We start from the raw sequence: 19773 nt of genomic DNA on the forward strand, positions 1-19773 counted from the left end.
GGTACTGCGCCGGCTCGACCGGGCGCTCGCCCGTCATCTGCGGGAGCGGGCCCGCGACGAGCACCCGGCGGTCTGCGCCGGCCGGGAGCCCGAACACCCCGCCGCCGAGGAGTTCGTCACCGTCCTGCTCCTGGAGATCCGCCCGGACGGGCAGGTGTACGCCCTCAACTGCGGGCACCCCGGCCCGTACCGGATCGCCCACCGGGTGGAGCCCGTCCCCGTGGGCGACCCGCTTCCACCGCTCGGTGCCTTTCCGCTGCCGGCCGAACTCCCCGCGTACCCCTGCACCCGGCTCATGACGGGCGAGGCGCTCTTCCTGCACACCGACGGCGCGGAGGACGCCCGTGATCCGGCGGGGCGTTTCTTCGCCCTCGAACGGGTCCTGACCGAGGCCGCCCGTGACGCGCCCCTCTCCCCGGCCGCGCTGATCCACCGTGTGCACGGCGCCCTGTTGCGGCACACCCGCGGCCGACTCGCCGACGACGTGGCCCTGCTGGTCGTCCGCGACGACCGGGTGCGGGTTCCGGCGCAGCCCGCCGAACCCGGGCTGCGCCGTACCCGACCTGCACCCTCCCCTCACTGTTGAGCGACGGGACATGAGGCCGGCGCCGCCCGGTCCGCCGCGGAGTGTCGGGCAGGTCGGCGGGCGGGCGGCGCGGGGCGGGCCGCCGCACTGTACGAGGGGGGAGCCCGGCGGCCCGGGTCGCCTTGCGGCGAGGCGCTCAGTCAACCGGCAGCGGGGCGGCGGCGGCAGAGCGCTCGGAGAGGCAGAGCGGGCACTTCATTCACACCCCGTGCGAAATCGTCCTCCACTACGGTGGTCGGGCGCGGACCGAGTCACATCGGAGGGGCCCATGATGCCCAACGTCCTGCTCGACGCCCTGCTGGACGAGGCGGGCATCTCGCGGGCCGGCCTCGCCGCGCACGTGAACCGCGCCGGCCGCGTCCGGGGCCTCGCCCTGCGGTACGAACACACGGCCGTGGCACGGTGGTTGAAGGGCCAGCGGCCGCGCGGCCAGGTGCCCGACCTGATCTGCGAGGTGCTCGGGGCACGGCTGCACCGGGCGGTCACCCTCGACGACATCGGGCTGGGCGTCGGTGGCGGCGACACCGTGGCGTCCGCCTCCCCGCTCTCCGGCTTCGTCGAGCGGGCCACCGCCCTGTGGCGCTCCGACGAGCAGCAACGTCCGCACATACTGGGCGCGCAGGCCGTCACCGGCACGCCCGCCGTGATGCCGGTCTGGGAGTGGGAGAACCCGCCGGAGGACGCCGACGTCTCCCGCGACGGCAGGACGCGGGTCTCGATGGCCGACATCACCATGCTCGGTGCCGCGCGGACGCACTACGAGCAGATGTACCGCAAGGCGGGCGGCGTCGCGACGCGGGTGCGGATCGTCGGATTCCTCAACGCCGAGACCGCGCCGCTGCTGCGCGGCTCGTACAGCGACAGCCTCGGCCGGCAGCTGCACCGCGCCACGGGCGGTCTGGTGGCGGTGGCCGGCATCTGCGCGTACGACTCCGACGCGCACGGACTCGCGCAGCGCTACTTCCACCAGGCGCTGCGACTGGCGAAGGCGAGCGGGGACCGCGGCCTGGGGGCCTATGTGGTCGCGCTCCTCGTCAACCAGTCGCTGTTCATGGGGGAGTACCGGCAGGGGGTGGCCTTCGCCGAGGCGGCGCTGCGGTCGGCCGGACGGCAGATCACCCCGGCGCTCGCGGCCGACCTCTCCGCGATGCAGGCGAAGGCGTACGCCCACCTCGGCGACGGGGCCTCGGCGCTGGCCTGCATCCGACGCGCGGAGGCCGAGGCTGAGCGGATCCGGCCGGGCCACGAGCCGGCCGAGACCGGCTATGTCCAGCCGGGACTGGTCAATGTGCAGGTCGCCGAGGCGCTGCTCAGTCTGGGGGACCTTCCCGCGGCCAGGGAGCACGCGCGGGAGGCGGTGGAGACTCCGGCGCACGACCGGGGCCGGGTGCACCGGCTCGCCATGCTCTGCCAGATCGAGCTGCGGCAGGGCGAGGCCGACACGGCGGCGCGGACGGCGGTGGAGATGACCGAGCGGGCGCGCGGGATGGAGTCGCAGCGGCTGCGCGACCGGCTGAGGGTGGTCAGGGAGTACCTGCTGGCCACCGACTGCGCGGACGCGAGGCAGGCGGCCGAACTCATCGACGGGGCACTACGCGTTCCCCTGTGAGCCCCGGGCTGCTCCCATATTGCCACCGAACAATCGGAAGGTGGCAGAAGCGTGCAGTGGACGAAACTGAGCGAACATTCCGTGTATGAGAACCGCTGGTTCCGGGTGAACCTCGCGGACGTCGAGCTCCCTGACGGCCGCCACCTCGACCACTATCTGATCCGGCTCCGCCCGGTCGCCGTCGCGACGGCCGTCAACGAGGCCAACGACGTCCTCATGCTCTGGCGGCACCGCTTCATCACCGACAGCTGGGGCTGGGAGCTGGCCGCCGGCGTCGTCGAGGACGGCGAGGACCTCGCGGCCGCCGCCGCCCGCGAGATGGAGGAGGAGACGGGGTGGCGCCCCGGACCCCTGCGCCATCTCCTCACCGTCGAGCCCTCCAACGGCCTCACCGACGCCCGGCACCATCTCTACTGGAGCGAGGAGGCCACGTACATCGGCCCGCCCGAGGACGACTTCGAGTCCGCACGGCGTGAGTGGATACCGCTCAAGCAGATCCCCGACATGATCGCCCGGGGCGAGATCCCGGCCGCCAACATGGCGGCCGGGCTGCTGATGCTCCACCATCTGCGACTCGGCTGACCCGCCGGCGCACCCGTGGGGCGGAGAACGCCGAACGGCCCGTACCTGTGCGGGTGTACGGGCCGAACGGTGGGCGGTGGGACTTCAGGAGTACGGGTAGAAGCCCGACCCCGTCTTACGGCCGAGCCGGCCCGCGTCCACCATTCGCTGGAGCAGCGGGGGAGCGGCGTACAGCGGCTCCTTGTACTCGGTGTACATGGAGTCGGCGATCGAGGCGATCGTGTCCAGGCCGATCAGGTCGGCGAGCTTCAGCGGGCCCATCGGGTGGGCGCAGCCGAACTCCATGCCGTTGTCGATGTCCTCACGGCTCGCGATGCCCGACTCGAACATCCGGATCGCGGAGAGCAGGTACGGGACCAGCAGGGCGTTCACCACGAAGCCGGACCGGTCCTGCGCGCGGATCGCGTGCTTGCCGAGGATCTTCTCGGTGAAGACCTGGGCGCGGCTGATCGTGCCCTCGGAGGTCGTCAGGGCCGGGATCAGCTCCACCAGCTTCTGCACCGGCGCCGGGTTGAAGAAGTGGATGCCGACGACCTGGTCCGGGCGGGACGTCGCCACGGCCAGCTTCACCAGCGGGATGGACGAGGTGTTCGAGGCCAGGATCGCGTCGGGCCGGGTCACCACCTGGTCGAGCACCTGGAAGATCTCGGTCTTGATCTGCTCGTTCTCCACCACGGCCTCGATGACGAGGTCACGGTCGGCGAACTCGCCCAGGTCGGTGGTGAAGCTGAGGCGCGCGAGCGTCGCGTCGCGCTCCTCCTCGCTGATCTTGCCGCGCTCGGCGGCCTTCGCGAGCGAGTTGTAGAGCCGCGTACGGCCGATCTCCAGCGCCTCGCCGGTCGTCTCGGCGACCTTCACCTCGAGACCGCTGCGGGCACACACCTCCGCGATGCCCGCGCCCATCTGGCCGCAGCCCACCACTCCGACGCGCTCAATGTCGGCCATGGAGTCCGTCACCTCGTGCCTTTCGCTCATCACTGGCAGCGGGCCCCGTGTGATTCCGGTGCGTCCGCCTCGACCCCACGACGTTACCGCTCATTAACCGATGATCGATCGCCCGGGGCGGGCATGCTCTGCCTGAGGGTGTGACGTATCCGACACAAGAGGGCAGGCGGATGGGACGTATCGGGAGAAGAGGGTTCGTGGCGGGCGCGGCACTGGCAGCTCTCGGTGTGACCGGTTCTGACGGCGCGGGAGCGGACTCCGGCACCGCGGGCGCGATCTCGGGTACCGCAGGAGCGGTCCGGAAGAAGCGAAGGGCGGGGGGCGAGTTCCGCGGCATGTGGCTGGCGACGGTCTCCAACGTCGACTGGCCCTCCAGCCCGGGCCTCACCCCCGGGCGGCAGCGGGCCGAACTCCTCGCCCACCTGGACAAGGCCGTCGAGCGCAGGCTGAACGCGGTGATCCTCCAGGTGCGGCCGAGCGCCGACGCCCTGTGGCCTTCGCCGCACGAGCCGTGGGCGGAGTGCCTGACGGGCGTGCAGGGCCGGGACCCCGGCTGGGACCCGCTGGGGACGGCCGTCGAGGAAGCCCACCGGCGGGGGCTCGAACTGCACGCCTGGTTCAACCCCTACCGTGTGGCGAACCACACGGATCCCACCCGGCTGACCCCCGCCCACCCGGCCCGCCGCAACCCGGAGTGGACCGTCCCGTACGGCGGCAAGCTCTACTACAACCCCGGTCTGCCCGAGGTCCGCCGTTTCGTCCAGGACGCGATGCTCGACGCCGTCCGGCGCTACGACGTCGACGCCGTGCACTGGGACGACTACTTCTACCCGTACCCGGTCGACGGTCAGGTGTTCGACGACGACGACGCGTACGCGCGGTACGGCGGGGACTTCCCGAACCGGGCGTCCTGGCGACGGAACAACATCGACCTGCTGGTCTCCGAGACGTCCGCCCGGATCAAGGAGGCCGACGGAGCGCCGCCCTTCGGGATCAGCCCGTTCGGGATCTGGCGCAACGCCGCCACGGACCCCGGGGGTTCGGACACCCCGGACGGTCTGCAGACCTACGACGATCTCTTCGCCGACACCAGGAAATGGATCAGGGAGGGCTGGATCGACTACGTGGTGCCGCAGCTCTACTGGCACATCGGCTTCGCCGAGGCGGACTACGCCACGCTCGTGCCCTGGTGGGAGGCGGCGGTACGGGACACCGGCGTCCGCCTGTACATCGGCGAGGCCCTCTACAAGTGCGGCGACCCGGACCAGCCGGACGCGTGGCAGGACCCGGACGAACTCTCCCGCCATCTGACGCTCGCCGCACGGTACCCGGGGGTGGCCGGGCACTGCTTCTTCTCGGCGACGCAGGTGACGGCAGACCGGATCGGGGCGATGGCCGCCGTCGTGGCCGACCACTACCCGACCCCGGTCCTCCCGGCGCGCTAGGGTCCTGGGCGGCTCGCGTCACGTCTTCTCGTGGTGGCGGACGACGGTGTCGGGCCCTGGAGCCATCAGGGCCTCGTGGCCGTCGTCGTCGAACTTGACGCGGTACGGGGGGTTGCCGTTCTCGCCCAGTACCTGAAGAACCTCGGCCGTACGGTCGTGCTGACCGACGGTCCGGCCGTGCACCAGCAGTTTGTCGCCCACGCTCGCTTGCATCGGGGTGACCTCCTCGCGGCCGCGCTCGTCCTGCTTGGGAGCCTATGTCCGCCATTGTGACCCGCATCGTCCCTGGGCGCGCGCTCAGCCCGGGACCTCGCTCCGCGCGCCGGATCAGCTCTTCGCGCGCTGGGTCACGGCGATGCAGACCAGGACCGCGACAGCCGCGAGCGGCGCGGCGAGGGGCAGGGACTCGCCGAGCAGCGAGACCGACCAGATCAGCGTGAGGAGCGGCTGGGCGAGCTGGAGCTGGCTCGCCTTCGGGATGCCGATCGCCGCCATGCCCCCGTACCAGACGTACATGCCGAAGAGGGTGGAGCCGACCGCGACCCAGACCAGCCCGATGACGCCGTGCGCGCCGAGCCGGACGGGCTCCAGGGTGAGCGCGACGGCCGATCCGACGACCATCAGCGGCAGGCAGAGGATCAGCGCCCAGCCGATGACCTGCCAGCCCGGTATGAGCCGGGCCAGCCTGCCGCCCTCGGTGTATCCCGCGGCGCAGACCAGGAGCGCCCCGAAGAGGTACAGGTCGCCCGTGGACAGGGCGCCGCCGCTCTGCTGGACGGTGAAGGCGATGACGACCGCCGCACCGGCGAGCGCCGCGCACCAGAACGTACGGGACGGGCGGCGGCCCGTACGGATCGCGGCGAAGGCCGCCGTGGTGAGCGGCAGCAGGCCCACGACCACGGCGGCGTGCGAGGTGGTGGAGGTCTGCAGGGCGAGGGTCGTCAGAAGCGGGAAGCCCACCACCACGCCACCGGCCACGACGGTGAGTCCCGCCCAGTGCCGGCGGTCGGGCAACGGGACCCTCGTCGCGAGCAGGAAGGCGCCCGCGACGAGCGCGGCGAGCGTCGAGCGCAGGGCGACGAGCGACCACGGCCCGAAGCTCTCCAGGCCCCAGGCGGTGGAGGGGAAGGTGAGCGAGAACGAGACCACGCCGAGACCGGCGAGGAGCGTGCCGCGGGCTCGCGGGGAGGCTGTCCCGGTACCGCCGACCGCTATCGTGGAGAGTGGAGTAGCGCTATCCTGTGCTGTCATGCACGAGCGTAGCAGTGTCGGTGAACTGGCCAGCTCCCTGAGGGCAGAGCTCAACCGCTACTCACCAGGAGGGAAGCTGCCGTCGAGCCGTGCCCTCGTCGAGCGGTACCGCGTCTCCCCGGTGACGGTGACCCGGGCGCTCGCCCGGCTCGCCGCCGAGGGCCTCGTCGTCACCCGGCCGGGAGCCGGGGCGTACCGCGCCGAGCCGCGTGGCCGGACGCCCGCGGCGGGCGACACCTCCTGGCAGGAGGTCACGCTGAGTGCCGACACGGCGACCGAACTGGTCCCGCGCAGCGTCGACGCCTCCGGCGTCCTGGTGACCCTCGCGGCGCCGCCGCCGGGCGTCGTCGAGTTCAACGGCGGCTACCTGCACCCCTCGCTTCAGCCCGAACGCGCCATGGCCGCCGCCCTGGCCCGCGCAGGGCGCCGACCCGGAGCCTGGGGCAGGCCGCCCACCGACGGCCTGCCCGAACTGCGCGAGTGGTTCGCCCGCGAGATCGGCGGCACCGTCACCGCCGCCGACGTCCTCATCACCGCCGGCGGGCAGCCCGCGATCGCGACCGCCCTGCGGGCCCTCGCCCCACCCGGCACCCCCGTCCTCGTCGAATCGCCCACCTACCCGGGCATGCTCGCCGTCGCCCGCGCGGCCGGACTGCGTCCCGTACCCGTGCCGGCCGACGCCGACGGGGTACGTCCCGAGCTCCTCGAAGCGGCCTTCCGGGCCACCGGCGCACGGGTGTTCGTCTGCCAGCCGCTCTTCCAGAACCCCACCGGCGCCGTGCTCGGCGCCGAACGCCGGCGCGAGGTGGTCCGGATCGCGCGGGCCGCCGGAGCCTTCGTCGTCGAGGACGACTTCGCCCGCCGACTCGACCACGGGGACGCCGGGCCGCTTCCCGCGCCCCTGGCGGCCGACGACCCGGACGGCGTCGTCGTCCACGTCTGCTCCCTGACCAAGGCGACCTCGCCCAGCCTGCGCGTCGGCGCGCTCGCCGCCCGTGGCCCCGTACTGGAACGGCTGCGCGCCATCCATGTCGTCGACAGCTTCTTCGTCCCACGCCCCCTCCAGGAGACCGCCCTGGAGCTCGTGGGCTCGCCCGCCTGGAGCCGTCATCTGCGCGCCGTGTCCCAGGAGCTGAAGAGCCGCCGTGACGCCATGACCGGCGCCCTCGCCCTCCACCTCCCCGAGTTGGCCCTGCCCCACATCCCCTCCGGCGGCTACCAGCTCTGGCTCCGACTCCCCGACGGTCTCCCGGAGGCCGCGCTCCTCACGGGCGCCCTGCGGGCAGGCGTCGCCGTCGCACCCGGCCGCCCCTACTTCAGCGCAGAACCGCCCGCCGGACACATCCGCCTCAGCTTCGCCGGCGTGGCCGGGCCGACGGAGATCGCCGAGGGCGTACGGCGACTGCGGTCGGCGGTCGACGAACTGACCCGGTCGGCGAACTGACCGGCTCGACGAACTGACCCGGTCGACGAACTGACCCCCTGACCGGCCGACCGACTGACCGCCTGACCGCCGAGGGCGCGCCCGCGCCGCCGTCCGACCTGCCGGCGGCGTTCCGCGCCGCCCCCTTCCGGGCAGCGAGGGCGCGCGCGGTGTGTACCGGAACGTCGGATTCGCGCCCATGAGGAAACCGGACAAGTGGTCGACTCTCGGTCCGTACCGGCCCCACGCGCCTCCACGACCCCGGCCGGAGCCTGTGCATATGCCCTCTTGACCTGCTAGGCATCCGGCCTCACGATCGCGCCCATGGGACTTCGGGTGACGCTCGTCGCAGCGGCGCGCAGCTCCTCACTGCTCGCCGAGCGCTTCGACGACGACCGGCCGCTCGACGAGGCCGGCTGGTACGAGGTGCGGCTCGCCGCGCACTCACTCGTCCCGCTCGGCGCGGCCGAGCTGCGTTACTGCTCTCCGACGCCCCGCAGCCGGGCCACCGGCACCGCGCTCGGCTACGCGCCGCTCGCGCAGCCCGCCCTGCGCGACTGCGACATGGGCCGCTGGCGCGGACTGACCCTCGCCGAGGTCGCGGCACTCGAACCCGCCGCCGTCGACGCCTGGCTCTCCGACCCGCGCATCGCCCCGCACGGTGGCGAGACGCTCCTCTCCTTCATCTCGCGGATAGGGGGCTGGCTCGACACGCGCCCCGCCGACGACGGCTGCATCGTCGCGGTCGCCGAACCCGCCGTCGTCCGCGCCGCCCTGGTGTACGCGCTGAAGGCCCCGCCCTCGACGTTCTGGAACGTGGACGTCCGTCCGCTCTCCACCGTCACCCTCACGGGCCGCCCCGGCCTCTGGCACCTCCATCTCCAGGCGCCGGTCGGCTGAACCGGCGGCCGCCGAGGCGCGTTCCCGGCACAGGCCGGAGCCGCCGCGCCGCCGCGGCCGGGGGAGGGGCGGCGACCGGCTAGCCTGATGGCACGATGAACCGTCTGACCACGTCATGGGGCGAGTTCCCGCTCACCCGATTCCCCGAGGACCCGCGCGACCAGCTCCGTGCCTGGGACGCGTCCGACGAGTACCTCCTGCGCCACCTCGCCGAGACGGACACCGACCTGTCCGGCACGGTCGCCGTCGTCGGCGACCGCTGGGGCGCCCTCGCGACGGCCCTCGCCGCCCGCCGCCCGGGCACGCTCGCGCAGATCTCCGACTCCTACCTCGGCCGCCGGGCGACCGTGGAGAACCTGGCCCGTTCCGGGGCCGCCCCGGACGCGGTCCGGCTCCTCGCCACCCAGGACGCGCCGCCCGAGCGGATCGACGTGCTGCTCGTCCGCGTCCCCAAGAGCCTCGCGCTCCTGGAGGACCAGCTGCACCGGCTCGCGCCCGCCCTGCACGAGGGCACCGTGGTCATCGGGACCGGCATGGTCAAGGAGATCCACACCTCCACGCTCCAGCTCTTCGAGACGATCCTCGGCCCCACCCGCACCTCTCTCGCGTCGAAGAAGGCCCGGCTGATCCTCTGCGCCCCGGACCCCGCACGCGACCGGGCGGCCAACCCCTGGCCGTACCGGTACGAACTCCCCGCCGACGCCGGGACCGTCGCCGGGCGGACCGTGGTCAACCAGGCCGGGATCTTCTGCGCCGACCGCCTCGACATCGGCACCCGCTTCTTCCTGAAGCACCTGCCGACGGGCCTCGGCCGCGCCCGCGTCGTCGACCTGGGCTGCGGCAACGGCGTCGTCGGCCTCTCCGTCGCGCTCGCCGAGCCCGAGGCCGAGCTGGTCTTCACCGACGAGTCGTACCAGGCCGTCGCCTCCGCCGAGGAGAACTTCCGTCACCACGCCGCCCCCGGCCGCACCGCCGAGTTCGTCGTCGGGGACGGGACCGCCGAGCTGGCGGCGGAGTCGGTGGACGTCGTCCTGAACAACCCGCCGTTCCACAGCCACCAGGCCACCACCGACCGCACCGCCCGCCGGATGTTCACCGACGCGCGGCGCGTCCTGCGGCCGGGCGGCGAACTGTGGGTCGTGGGCAACCGGCACCTCGGCTACCACGTGACGCTGCGCCGGATCTTCGGCTCCTGCGAACTGGTCGCGAGCGACCCGAAGTTCGTGGTCCTGAGGGCCGTCAGGCGGTCAGGCGGCGCTGTCCGGCGGCCCGACCCGGCAGCGGCAGCCAGCGCACCGGCACCTGACGCATGACGAGGACGGAGTCCAGCTCGGCGGTGCAGGGCGGGAAACGGTCCTGATCCTCGAAGAAGCTGGAGCGGGCGGACACGATCCGGCCGGGCTCGATGTGCCAGGCGTCCGTGTCCAGCTCCATCCCGTCCAGGCGTCGGCCGCTGCCGGTCGCGGACCAGCCCTTGGCTCCACCGCGGAAGAACGCCGACGCCTCGTCGAGGTCGGCGAACAGCTCGCTGCCCCGCAGGCTCTCGGTGATCTGCGCGGCGACGTCCACGCGCGTCTCCCCGTGGCGGGTCGCGAAGGCCACCCGTACGGCGTCCGCGCTCTCGCTCACCTCGAAGTCCGCGTGCCCGTGCTCGCCGGGGAAGATCCGGCCGCCCGCCCAGCGGTTGACCAGCGAGGCGGTGTCCCGGCGCGGGATGTACACACCGGTCTCGACGCCGTCGGGACCGTCCCATTCGACGGCGATCCGATGTGCCGCGTTCTCGCTGCGCAGACCCACCGCGGCGGGGGCCCAGACGGGCCGGACGGAGCCGAGCCGCAGCAGGCAGATCCCCGCTACGGAGTGCCCACGGACCAGCTGCGGGCGCAGACCCTCCGGCAGGAGGCGGGCCGCCACCTCCGGCTCGACCCGGTAGTTGACGAGCAGTCGCCGCTCGATGACGCTCGCCAGCGTGAGGTGGTTCATGAGGCCGGGACTCCGCTCGTACGGGAAGGGCGCGTGGCGCACACGGGGCGCCGGCCGGGTGGGCGTCATCCCGTGGGGGAGCGTATCCCCGAACCCTCAGGCCAGGGCGACGAGGTCCCGGTACTCCTCAATCCACAGGTCCTTGTCCCCGTCCGCTAGCAGCAGCAGCAGCCGGTCCGGCCGCAGCGCGTCGACCGCCGGACCGCCCCCGCACACCACCCGCCCGGCGCCGGGCTCCTCCTCGCCCGCGAGGAGCCGCAGCAGCGTGCGCTTCCCCGCCCCGTCGAGGCCCAGCACCACGAGGCGGCTGATCGCGGACACCCGCGCCCGGCCCGCCTCCGGCCCCGCGCCCCGGCCAGGTTCCGGCCCGCCTCCTGCCTCCGTACTCGGCCCGCCTCCGGCTCCCGTGCCCGCCGCAAGTCGAGCGGTGAACGCGAAGGGCCGAAGCTGTCGGAGTGGTCTGCCATGCTGGATGGCGTGACGCTCGACGACCTGAAGCGCCTTCGCCGCGCCCGCGACACCATGGACCGCGACTACGCGCAGCCGCTGGACGTCCAGGCGCTGGCGAACGTCGCCCTGATGTCCGCCGGCCACTTCTCCCGCAGCTTCCGGGCGGCCTTCGGGGAGACGCCGTACAGCTACCTGATGACGCGCCGGGTCGAGCGTGCGAAGGCGCTGCTGCGCCGCGGGGACCTGAGCGTGACCGAGGTCTGCTTCGAGGTCGGCTGTACCTCCCTCGGCTCCTTCAGCTCACGCTTCACAGAACTGGTCGGTGAGAGCCCCAGCGCCTACCGCGCCCGCTCCAACGAGGCGGCCGCCGCTGTCCCGGCCTGCGTGGCGAAGATCCACACCCGCCCGGTCAGGAACGGGCCCGCGGCCGCAATGGACAGCCCGTAGAGGCGGTGGAGCCGGCAGAGGCGGACGGCGGAAAAACGAAAGGCAAGGAGGTCTCGCACTCCTTGCCACTCTCAACATATAGCGCACAGGGGGCCTTGCGGCAAGGCCCCGGTCGTGGCGCAGAATGGCCGACCTGAGCCAGGGACCTGCGCAGATGAGGCGTTTGCGCGGACTGCGCGGACTGTGCAGCGGCGGCTGGCCGGAGACGTGAACGGGCGAGTGGGGCGGTTTCCGATGATGGACGTGATCATTGCCGGCGGTGGGCCGACGGGCTTGATGCTGGCCGCCGAGCTACGGCTGCACGGTGTGCGGGTGGTCGTGCTGGAGAAGGAGGCGGAGCCGACCGTGCAGTCCCGTGCGCAGGGTCTGCATGTGCGCAGTATCGAGGTGATGGAGCAACGCGGTCTGCTGGAGCGGTTCCTCCCGCTCGGCAAGCAGGTCACGGCCGGCGGCTTCTTCGCCGGTCTCGGCGACACCTGGCCGGAGCGGCTGGACACGGCGCACCCGTACGTCCTCGGCATCCCGCAGCAGATCACCGAGCGCCTGCTGGCCGAGCGCGCCGGCGAACTGGGCGCCGAGATCCGGCGCAGCCGCGAGCTGGTCGGGCTGAGCCAGGACGAGGACGGCGTCACCGTCGAACTGGCGGACGGCGCCCGGCTCCGCTCGCGCTACCTCGTCGGCTGCGACGGCGGCCGCAGCAGGGTGCGCAAGCTGCTCGGTGTGGACTTCCCCGGCGACCCTTCGACGGTCGAGACGCTGCTGGGCGAGATGGAGTTGACCGCGTCGCCCGAGGAGCTGGCGGCCGTGATGGCCGAAGTCCGCAAGACCCACCTGCGGTTCGGAGCCATGCGCCAGGCCGACGGGACGTACCGCGTCGTGGTGCCCGCCGAGGGGGTGGCCGAGGACCGTACGACCCCGCCGACGCTGGAGGAGTTCAAGCAGCAGCTGCGGGCCTACGGCGGCACCGACTTCGGTGCGCACTCCCCGCGCTGGCTCTCCCGCTTCGGCAACGCCACCCGGCTCGCCGAGCGTTACCGGAGCGGCCGCGTGCTCCTGGCCGGCGACGCGGCCCACATCCACCCGCCGACGGGCGGGCAGGGACTCAATCTCGGCATCCAGGACGCGTTCAACCTCGGCTGGAAGCTGGCCGCCGAGGTCGCAGGCTGGGCACCCGAAGGCCTCCTCGACAGCTACCACACCGAACGGCACCCGGTGGCCGCCGAGGTGCTGGACAACACGCGCGCGCAGATGGAGCTGATGTCCACCGAGCCCGGGGCCCTGGCGGTGCGCCGGCTGGTGGCCGAGCTGACGCGCATCGAGGAGGTGAACCGGTACCTGATCGAGAAGATCACCGGGATCGGCATCCGCTACGACCTCGGCGAGGGCCACGAACTGCTCGGCCGGCGGCTCAGGGACGTGCGGCTGAAGGGCGGCAGGCTCTACGAGCTGACGCACGAGGGCCGCGGCCTGCTCCTCGACCAGACCGGCCGCCTCTCGGTGGACGGCTGGGCGGACCGGGTCGACCGCGTCGTCGACGTCAGCGAGGAACTGGACGCTCCCGCGGTACTGCTCCGCCCGGACGGTCACGTGGCATGGGTGGGCGAAGACCAGCAGGACCTCGTGCGCCACCTGCCCACGTGGTTCGGCGCCCCGGTCGGCTGATCGGTCCGTCGGCTGATCGGTCCACGGATGCGTCGCCCGCACCCCCACGCGGGGGTGCGGGCGACACCCCCGGTCTCCCGGGGACAGCACGCCCGGGGCGGCGTACGCTCGGCCGAAGAGGGCCCTGGCGAGCCCGGCCCGCACGAGCCGGACCGCGAACCGGCTCCGCGAACTGGGGCTGCGGCCGGAGTCGGGCGACGCCGACGCGGTCTGGCCGCGTCCCATACCGAGACCTGCCTGTCGGATTCGGCGGCGTAGGTTCCCGTACGGAGACCTACCCGTCGGATTCGGCGGCGTAGGGCGCGGGGCGGGGCTCACGCAGGCGTACGGCGAGCGCGGCGATGTCGTCGTCGAGGCGCCCTCTGCTGTGGCGGAGGAGGTCGCGGTGGAGCGCCGTGAGCAGCTCGCTCGGCGGTGTCGGCGGCTGTCGACGCATCCAGGCCGCCAGTGGGAAGAACTCGCCGTCGCGGGCACGGGTCTCGGCGACCCCGTCGGTGTACAGGAGCAGCAGGTCTCCGGAGGAGAAGTCGAAGGTGTCGACGCTGTAGTGATCCCCGATCAGCTCCGCGAGACCGAGCAGCGGCGACGGGGCGGCGGACTCGAGGACGCGGAGCCGCGCGCGGTTCAGGAGCAGCGGCGGCGGGTGCCCGCAGTTGAGGATGCCGATACGGCTGCCCTCGTGCGGGATCTGGACGAGCAGGGCGGTGGCGAAGCGCTCCATCGACCCGTCGGGGGGAAAGGCGGCGTTGTAGCGGCTGCTACTGGCGTCCAGCCTGCGCGCGATGTCGACCATCTCGGGCTCGCTGTACGCCGCCTCCCGGAAGGCGTTGACGATCGCGGCGGCCGCCCCGACCGCCGGCAGGCCCTTGCCCCGTACGTCACCGATGAGCATCCTGACCCCGAACGGCGTGTCGGCCACCTCGTAGAAGTCCCCGCCGATCCGGGCCTCCGCCGCGGCCGCGAGGTACAGCGACTCGATCTCGACGTTCGCGAAGCGCCGCGGCATGGGGCTCAGCACCACCTGCTGCGCCGCGTCCGCGACCAGCCGCACGTGGAAGAGGGTGCGCTCCCGCTGCAGCCGGACATGGCTCCCGTACGCGGCGGCCACGGTGACCGCGACGATCCCGGCGCACGTCCACCACGTTCCCAGGTCGGGGAAGACGAAGCTGAGGCCGATCATCAGCAGGAGGCAGACCGTCCCGAGCAGCACGGTGGGGAGGACCGGCCACATGGACGCGGCCAGGGCCGGCGCCGCGGGCAGCAGGCGGCTGAAGGCCATCTCCGGCGGAGTGGCGTAGGCCAGGCTGGCGATCACGACGGTCAGAATGACCGGCGACAGCCGCACAAACCTCCCCCGGCCGGAGCGCCGAGGGAGCCGCAGCCGTCCAGACTCGATCACGCTTCTCAGACTATCCGCGCAATGAGGGCGAAGCGCTCTGACGGGACGGCGACCAGCTTTGCATAAAACTGCGTAGATGCGTATAGTCATGCCATCGATGGAGGAGGGTTCCGATGACGGTACGAGCAGCAGTGGCAGGCGCGAGCGGGTATGCGGGTGGCGAGCTCCTGCGTCTGCTCCTCGCCCACCCCCACGTCGAGATCGGGACCCTGACCGGGCACTCCAACGCCGGTCAGCGGCTCGGCGGGCTTCAGCCGCACCTGGTGCCGCTCGCCGACCGCGTTCTCGCGCCGACCACCCCCGAGGCGCTCGCCGGTCACGACGTCGTCTTCCTCGCGCTTCCGCACGGGCAGTCCGCCGCCGTCGCCGAGCAGCTCGGTCCGGACGTCCTCGTCGTCGACATGGGCGCCGACTTCCGGCTCGAGGACTCCGCCGACTGGGAGACCTTCTACGGGTCCCCGCACGCCGGCACCTGGCCCTACGGCCTCCCGGAACTGCCGGGTGCCCGCGCCGCGCTGGAGGGGTCCAAGCGCATCGCGGTGCCCGGCTGCTACCCCACCGCCGTCTCCCTCGCGCTCTTCCCCGCGTACGAGAGCGGCCTCGCCGAGCCCGAAGCGGTGATCGTCGCCGCCACCGGCACCTCCGGCGCGGGCAAGGCCCTCAAGCCGCACCTGCTCGGCAGCGAGGTCATGGGCTCGATGTCCCCCTACGGCGTCGGCGGCGGCCACCGGCACACCCCCGAGATGATCCAGAACCTCAGCGCCGTGGCCGGCGAACGGGTGGAGGTCTCCTTCACGCCGACCCTCGCCCCCATGTCCCGCGGCATCCTCGCCACCTGCTCCGCCAAGGCGAAGCCGGGCGCCACCGCCGAGACCGTGCGTGCCGCGTACGAGAAGGCCTACGCGGACGAGCCCTTCGTCCATCTGCTCCCCGAGGGACAGTGGCCCGCGACGGCCTCCGTATACGGCTCCAACGCCGTGTCGATCCAGGTCGCCCACGACCCGGCGACCCACCGGATCATCGCGATCAGCGCCATCGACAACCTGGCCAAGGGCACCGCCGGCGGCGCGGTGCAGAGCATGAACATCGCCCTCGGGCTCCCTGAGGACACCGGACTTTCCACGATTGGAGTCGCTCCATGAGCGTCACCGCAGCGAAGGGATTCACGGCAGCGGGCATCGCCGCCGGAATCAAGGAGAACGGCAACCCGGACCTGGCCCTCGTGGTCAACGACGGGCCCCGCCGCGCCGCCGCGGGCGTCTTCACCTCCAACCGCGTCAAAGCCGCGCCCGTCCTGTGGTCGCAGCAGGTCCTGACCGGCGGCGAGCTGGCGGCCGTCGTCCTCAACTCCGGTGGCGCCAACGCCTGTACGGGCCCCCAGGGCTTCCAGGACACCCACGCGACGGCCGAGAAGGTCGCCGAGGTCCTCGGCGCGCGGGGCCGGGAGATCGGCGCCGGTGAGGTCGCCGTCGCCTCGACCGGCCTCATCGGGCTGCTGCTCCCCATGGACAAGGTCCTGGCCGGTGTCGAGAAGGCCGCGGGCGAGCTCTCCGAGTACGGCGGCGAGAAGGCCGCCATCGCCATCAAGACCACCGACACCGTGCACAAGACCTCCGTCGTCACCAAGGACCGCTGGACGGTCGGCGGCATGGCCAAGGGCGCGGGCATGCTCGCTCCCGGCCTCGCCACCATGCTCGTCGTCCTCACGACCGACGCCGACGTCGAGAGCAAGGACCTCGATGCCGCGCTGCGCCGCTCCACCGAGGTCACCTTCGACCGGGTCGACTCCGACGGCTGCATGTCCACCAACGACACCGTCCTCCTGCTCGCCTCCGGCGCCTCGGGCATCACACCCGCCCAGGAGGAGTTCGCCGAGGCCGTGACGGCCGTCTGCGACGACCTCGCCCGTCAGCTCATCGGCGACGCCGAGGGCGCCAGCAAGGACATCCGTATCGAGGTGATCAACGCCGCGACCGAGGGCGACGCCGTCGAGGTGGGCCGCTCCATCGCCCGCAACAACCTCCTCAAGTGCGCCATCCACGGCGAGGACCCCAACTGGGGCCGGGTGCTCTCCGCCATCGGCACGACGGCCGCCGCCTTCGACCCGGACCAGCTGAACGTCGCCATCAACGGCGTCTGGGTCTGCAGGAACGGCTCGGTCGGCGAGGACCGGGACCTCGTCGACATGCGCTTCCGGGAGGTCACGATCACCGCCGACCTCGCCGCCGGCTCCGAGACCGCCGTCATCTGGGCCAACGACCTCACCGCCGACTACGTCCACGAGAACAGCGCCTACTCGTCATGACCGGAACCCGTAAGCACACCGCGCTCCCCAAGGCCGAGATCCTCATCGAGGCCCTGCCCTGGCTGACCCGCCACAACGGCAAGACGGTCGTCATCAAGTTCGGCGGCAACGCCATGATCGACGACGAGCTCAAGGCGGCCTTCGCCCAGGACGTCGTCTTCCTGCGCCACGCCGGCCTCAAGCCGGTCGTCGTGCACGGCGGCGGCCCGCAGATCAGCGCCGCGCTGGACCGGCACGGCATCGTGAGCGAGTTCAAGGCCGGCCTGCGTGTCACCACCGAGGACGCCATGGACGTCGTACGGATGGTCCTGGCGGGCCAGGTCCAGCGCGAACTCGTCGGGCTGCTCAACCAGCACGGACCGTTCGCCGTCGGTATGACGGGCGAGGACGCGCACACCATCAGCGCCACCAGGCACCAGCCGCTGATCGAGGGCGAGCAGATCGACATCGGCCGGGTCGGCGAGATCACCGCCATCGACACCGGCGCCATCGAGGCTCTCCTGGAGGACGGCCGGATCCCGGTCATCTCCTCCATCGCCCGCTCCGAGGACGACGGACATGTCTACAACGTCAATGCTGATACGGCGGCTGCGGCTCTCGCTGCGGCGCTGGGCGCCGAGACCCTGATGGTCCTGACCGACGTCGAGGGCCTCTACGAGGACTGGCCCCACAGCGACGAGGTCATCAGCCGGCTCACCGCGAGCCAGCTGGAGAAGCTGCTGCCCGAGCTCTCCAGCGGCATGGTCCCCAAGATGGAGGGCTGTCTGCACGCGGTACGGAACGGTGTCACCACGGCCCGGGTGATCGACGGGCGCGTCCAGCACTCGATCCTGCTGGAGATCTTCACGGACTCGGGCATCGGCACGATGGTCGTGCCCGACGAGACGACGGGGGACGCGAAATGAGCAACACGGAACTGAGCCGGCGGTGGCAGGGCTCGCTCATGGACAACTACGGCACGCCGAAGCTGTCCCTGGTACGCGGCGAGGGCGTCAGGGTCTGGGACGCAGACGGAGCCGAGTACCTGGACTTCGTCGGCGGCATCGCCGTCAACGCGCTCGGCCACGCCCATCCGGCGATCGTCGAGGCGGTGTCGCGGCAGATCGCGACCCTCGGCCATGTCTCCAACCTCTTCGTCGCCGAACCGCCCGTCGCGCTCGCCGAGCGGCTGCTCCAGCTCTTCGGCCGGCCGGGCCGGGTCTTCTTCAGCAACTCCGGTGCCGAGGCCAACGAAGGCGCCTTCAAGATCGGCCGGCTGACCGGACGCACCCACATGGTCGCCACCCAGGGCGGCTTCCACGGCCGGACCATGGGCTCGCTCGCCCTCACCGGCCAGCCCGGCAAGCAGACCCCGTTCCTGCCGCTGCCCGGTGACGTCACGCATGTCCCGTACGGAGACGTCGAGGCCCTGCGCGCCGCGGTCACCGAGGAGACCGCGCTGGTGATCATCGAGCCGATCCAGGGCGAGAACGGCGTCGTCGTGCCCCCCGTCGGCTATCTCCAGGCCGCCCGCGAGATCACCCGCGCCACCGGCACCCTGCTCGTCCTCGACGAGGTCCAGACGGGCATCGGCCGGACCGGCCACTGGTTCGAGTACCAGGGCCACGAGGGCGTCGAGCCCGACATCGTGACCCTGGCCAAGGGCCTCGGCGGCGGTCTGCCGCTCGGGGCGACGGTCGCCTTCGGCGAGGCGGCCGAGCTCTTCAAGCCCGGTCACCACGGCACGACCTTCGGCGGCAACCCGGTCGCCTGCGCCGCCGGACTGGCCGTCGTCGACACCCTCGCGGCCCACGGGACACTGGACGAGGTGAAGCGGCTCGGCGAGAAGCTGCGCAGCGGAATCGAGGGACTGAACCACCCGCTGGTCTCCCACGTCCGTGGTGCGGGCCTCCTGCTGGGTATCGTGCTCACCGAGTCCCTCGCGCCCCAGGTGCAGCAGGCGGCTCAGGACGCCGGTCTCCTGGTGAACGCGCCCGCCCCCGATGTCGTACGGCTCATGCCGGCGCTGATCATCGGAGACACTGAAGTGGACGCGTTCCTCGCGGCCCTCCCCGGGGTCCTCGACGGAGCGGCGAACGGGGAAGGACGAACCGGAGAATGAGACGACGATGACCGACGCGCAGGAAACCGAGCACTGGGCGTCCCCCCAGGCGGAGCCCGGGGGAGGACCGTCCGTTCCGCAGACCCGTACCGCCCGCCACCGCAGGATCGTCGACATCCTCAACCGGCAGCCGGTCCGCTCCCAGAGCCAGCTCGCCAAGCTCCTCGCGGACGACGGGCTGAGCGTCACCCAGGCGACGCTCTCCCGCGACCTCGACGAACTGGGCGCGGTGAAGATCCGCAACACGGGTGGCGAGCTGATCTACGCGGTCCCCAGCGAGGGCGGCTTCCGCACCCCGCAGGCGCCGCTCGGCGAGTCCGCCAAGGAGGAGCGCATGCGGCGCCTCTCCGGCGAACTGCTGATCTCCGCCGAGGCCTCCGCCAACCTGGTGGTCCTGAGGACCCCGCCGGGCGCGGCCCAGTTCCTCGCGTCCGCCATCGACCAGGCCGAACTCCGCGCGATTCTCGGCACGATCGCGGGCGACGACACCCTGCTCCTGATCTCCCGCGACCCGCTGGGCGGCCAGGCGCTCGCCGACCACCTGTTGCGGCTGGCACAGAACGACCGCTAGGCGGTCGGGGGCGGGGGGAAGAACCGCCGGCCCCGCTCCCCCCGGGCCCTCCCTGGGCCGGAAGACACGGGGCCTCCCAGCGCCACCCCGCAAAAAAAGAAAAATGGCCCAAGA

19 protein-coding genes and 1 pseudogene are annotated in these 19773 nt (G+C 72.4%); 14 read left to right on the forward strand and 6 right to left on the reverse strand.

Features of this window, described 5'->3' with window-relative positions; all coding sequences use genetic code 11:
* From ACFUJR_RS13195 to ACFUJR_RS13205, 3 genes are all read left to right on the forward strand, one after another.
* Positions 1 to 586: PP2C family protein-serine/threonine phosphatase (locus ACFUJR_RS13195; protein ID WP_383450390.1), on the forward strand; the 586-nt coding region annotated here is incomplete at its 5' end.
* A gap of 268 nt (positions 587 to 854) precedes the next feature.
* Positions 855 to 2195: a transcriptional regulator gene (locus ACFUJR_RS13200; protein ID WP_383177692.1), complete on the forward strand. Its 1341-nt coding sequence runs from the start codon at positions 855 to 857 to the stop codon at positions 2193 to 2195.
* Positions 2196 to 2246: 51 nt separating this feature from the next.
* The gene (locus ACFUJR_RS13205; protein ID WP_383177695.1) at positions 2247 to 2777 is read left to right on the forward strand and encodes an NUDIX hydrolase; all 531 of its coding nucleotides are present in this window, start codon (positions 2247 to 2249) and stop codon (positions 2775 to 2777) included.
* 84 nt (positions 2778 to 2861) lie between these two features.
* Here ACFUJR_RS13205 and ACFUJR_RS13210 read toward each other — a convergent pair whose 3' ends face one another.
* Positions 2862 to 3722: a 3-hydroxybutyryl-CoA dehydrogenase gene (locus tag ACFUJR_RS13210; RefSeq protein WP_383177698.1), complete on the reverse strand. Its 861-nt coding sequence runs from the start codon at positions 3720 to 3722 to the stop codon at positions 2862 to 2864.
* Between the two features lie 170 nt (positions 3723 to 3892).
* Between ACFUJR_RS13210 and ACFUJR_RS13215 the strand changes: the two genes are divergently transcribed.
* On the forward strand, positions 3893 to 5167 hold the full coding sequence (locus ACFUJR_RS13215) for a glycoside hydrolase family 10 protein (RefSeq protein WP_383177701.1): 1275 nt from the start codon (positions 3893 to 3895) through the stop codon (positions 5165 to 5167).
* An 18-nt stretch (positions 5168 to 5185) separates the two neighbouring features.
* On the opposite strand, the gene ACFUJR_RS13220 is transcribed toward ACFUJR_RS13215, so the two are convergent.
* Together ACFUJR_RS13220 and ACFUJR_RS13225 are read right to left on the reverse strand one after the other, a co-directional pair.
* Positions 5186 to 5380 carry a DUF1918 domain-containing protein gene (locus tag ACFUJR_RS13220; protein ID WP_383177704.1) on the reverse strand — a complete coding sequence of 65 codons (195 nt, stop codon included), beginning with the start codon at positions 5378 to 5380 and terminating at the stop codon, positions 5186 to 5188.
* Between the two features lie 114 nt (positions 5381 to 5494).
* Positions 5495 to 6418 carry a DMT family transporter gene (locus tag ACFUJR_RS13225; RefSeq protein ID WP_383177707.1) on the reverse strand — a complete coding sequence of 308 codons (924 nt, stop codon included), beginning with the start codon at positions 6416 to 6418 and terminating at the stop codon, positions 5495 to 5497.
* Here ACFUJR_RS13225 and ACFUJR_RS13230 point away from each other — a divergent pair.
* The 3 genes from ACFUJR_RS13230 (at position 6417) to ACFUJR_RS13240 (ending at position 10054) form a co-directional block, all read left to right on the forward strand.
* A complete protein-coding gene (locus ACFUJR_RS13230; protein ID WP_383177710.1) occupies positions 6417 to 7862 on the forward strand; it encodes a PLP-dependent aminotransferase family protein in 1446 nt (481 codons plus the stop codon). The genes ACFUJR_RS13225 and ACFUJR_RS13230 overlap by 2 nt on opposite strands.
* Before the next feature lie 303 nt (positions 7863 to 8165).
* Positions 8166 to 8741 (forward strand): histidine phosphatase family protein, encoded by a 576-nt coding sequence (locus ACFUJR_RS13235; protein WP_383177713.1) that lies wholly within the window; start codon positions 8166 to 8168, stop codon positions 8739 to 8741.
* 95 nt (positions 8742 to 8836) lie between these two features.
* Positions 8837 to 10054 (forward strand): methyltransferase, encoded by a 1218-nt coding sequence (locus tag ACFUJR_RS13240; protein WP_383177716.1) that lies wholly within the window; start codon positions 8837 to 8839, stop codon positions 10052 to 10054.
* Here the strand turns inward: ACFUJR_RS13240 and ACFUJR_RS13245 are convergent.
* On the reverse strand, positions 9981 to 10724 hold the full coding sequence (locus tag ACFUJR_RS13245) for a DUF2071 domain-containing protein (RefSeq protein WP_383177719.1): 744 nt from the start codon (positions 10722 to 10724) through the stop codon (positions 9981 to 9983). The genes ACFUJR_RS13240 and ACFUJR_RS13245 overlap by 74 nt on opposite strands.
* 201 nt (positions 10725 to 10925) lie before the next feature.
* Positions 10926 to 11033 (reverse strand): annotated as a pseudogene (locus ACFUJR_RS13250) (ATP-binding cassette domain-containing protein); the annotation flags it as partial.
* Positions 11034 to 11189: 156 nt separating this feature from the next.
* On the opposite strand from ACFUJR_RS13250, the gene ACFUJR_RS13255 reads away from it, so the two are divergent.
* Both ACFUJR_RS13255 and rox read left to right on the forward strand, forming a co-directional pair.
* A complete protein-coding gene (locus tag ACFUJR_RS13255; RefSeq protein WP_383177722.1) occupies positions 11190 to 11621 on the forward strand; it encodes a helix-turn-helix domain-containing protein in 432 nt (143 codons plus the stop codon).
* Positions 11622 to 11855: 234 nt separating this feature from the next.
* A complete protein-coding gene (gene rox, locus ACFUJR_RS13260) occupies positions 11856 to 13283 on the forward strand; it encodes a rifampin monooxygenase (protein WP_383177725.1) in 1428 nt (475 codons plus the stop codon).
* Between the two features lie 274 nt (positions 13284 to 13557).
* On the opposite strand, the gene ACFUJR_RS13265 is transcribed toward rox, so the two are convergent.
* Positions 13558 to 14682: a PP2C family protein-serine/threonine phosphatase gene (locus ACFUJR_RS13265; protein WP_383180637.1), complete on the reverse strand. Its 1125-nt coding sequence runs from the start codon at positions 14680 to 14682 to the stop codon at positions 13558 to 13560.
* A 113-nt stretch (positions 14683 to 14795) separates the two neighbouring features.
* Here ACFUJR_RS13265 and argC point away from each other — a divergent pair, with 113 nt between their 5' ends.
* Genes argC through ACFUJR_RS13290 form a run of 5 tightly spaced genes read left to right on the forward strand, consistent with a single transcriptional unit; the run spans position 14796 to position 19659 of the window.
* Complete coding sequence (gene argC / locus ACFUJR_RS13270; RefSeq protein ID WP_383180640.1) at positions 14796 to 15824, forward strand: N-acetyl-gamma-glutamyl-phosphate reductase; 1029 nt, start codon at positions 14796 to 14798, stop codon at positions 15822 to 15824.
* Positions 15821 to 16987 carry a bifunctional glutamate N-acetyltransferase/amino-acid acetyltransferase ArgJ gene (gene argJ, locus ACFUJR_RS13275; RefSeq protein ID WP_383180643.1) on the forward strand — a complete coding sequence of 389 codons (1167 nt, stop codon included), beginning with the start codon at positions 15821 to 15823 and terminating at the stop codon, positions 16985 to 16987. The genes argC and argJ overlap by 4 nt, the downstream gene beginning before the upstream one ends.
* Positions 16984 to 17892: an acetylglutamate kinase gene (argB, locus tag ACFUJR_RS13280; RefSeq protein WP_383180646.1), complete on the forward strand. Its 909-nt coding sequence runs from the start codon at positions 16984 to 16986 to the stop codon at positions 17890 to 17892. Before argJ ends, argB begins: the two co-directional genes overlap by 4 nt.
* On the forward strand, positions 17889 to 19088 hold the full coding sequence (locus tag ACFUJR_RS13285; protein WP_383180649.1) for an acetylornithine transaminase: 1200 nt from the start codon (positions 17889 to 17891) through the stop codon (positions 19086 to 19088). The genes argB and ACFUJR_RS13285 overlap by 4 nt, the downstream gene beginning before the upstream one ends.
* A 7-nt stretch (positions 19089 to 19095) precedes the next feature.
* Positions 19096 to 19659 carry an arginine repressor gene (locus ACFUJR_RS13290; RefSeq protein WP_352186482.1) on the forward strand — a complete coding sequence of 188 codons (564 nt, stop codon included), beginning with the start codon at positions 19096 to 19098 and terminating at the stop codon, positions 19657 to 19659.
* The last annotated feature ends 114 nt before the right edge of the window (positions 19660 to 19773 follow it).

It is taken from the genome of Streptomyces sp. NPDC057271, assembly GCF_042668715.1.
Lineage (GTDB): Bacteria > Actinomycetota > Actinomycetes > Streptomycetales > Streptomycetaceae > Streptomyces.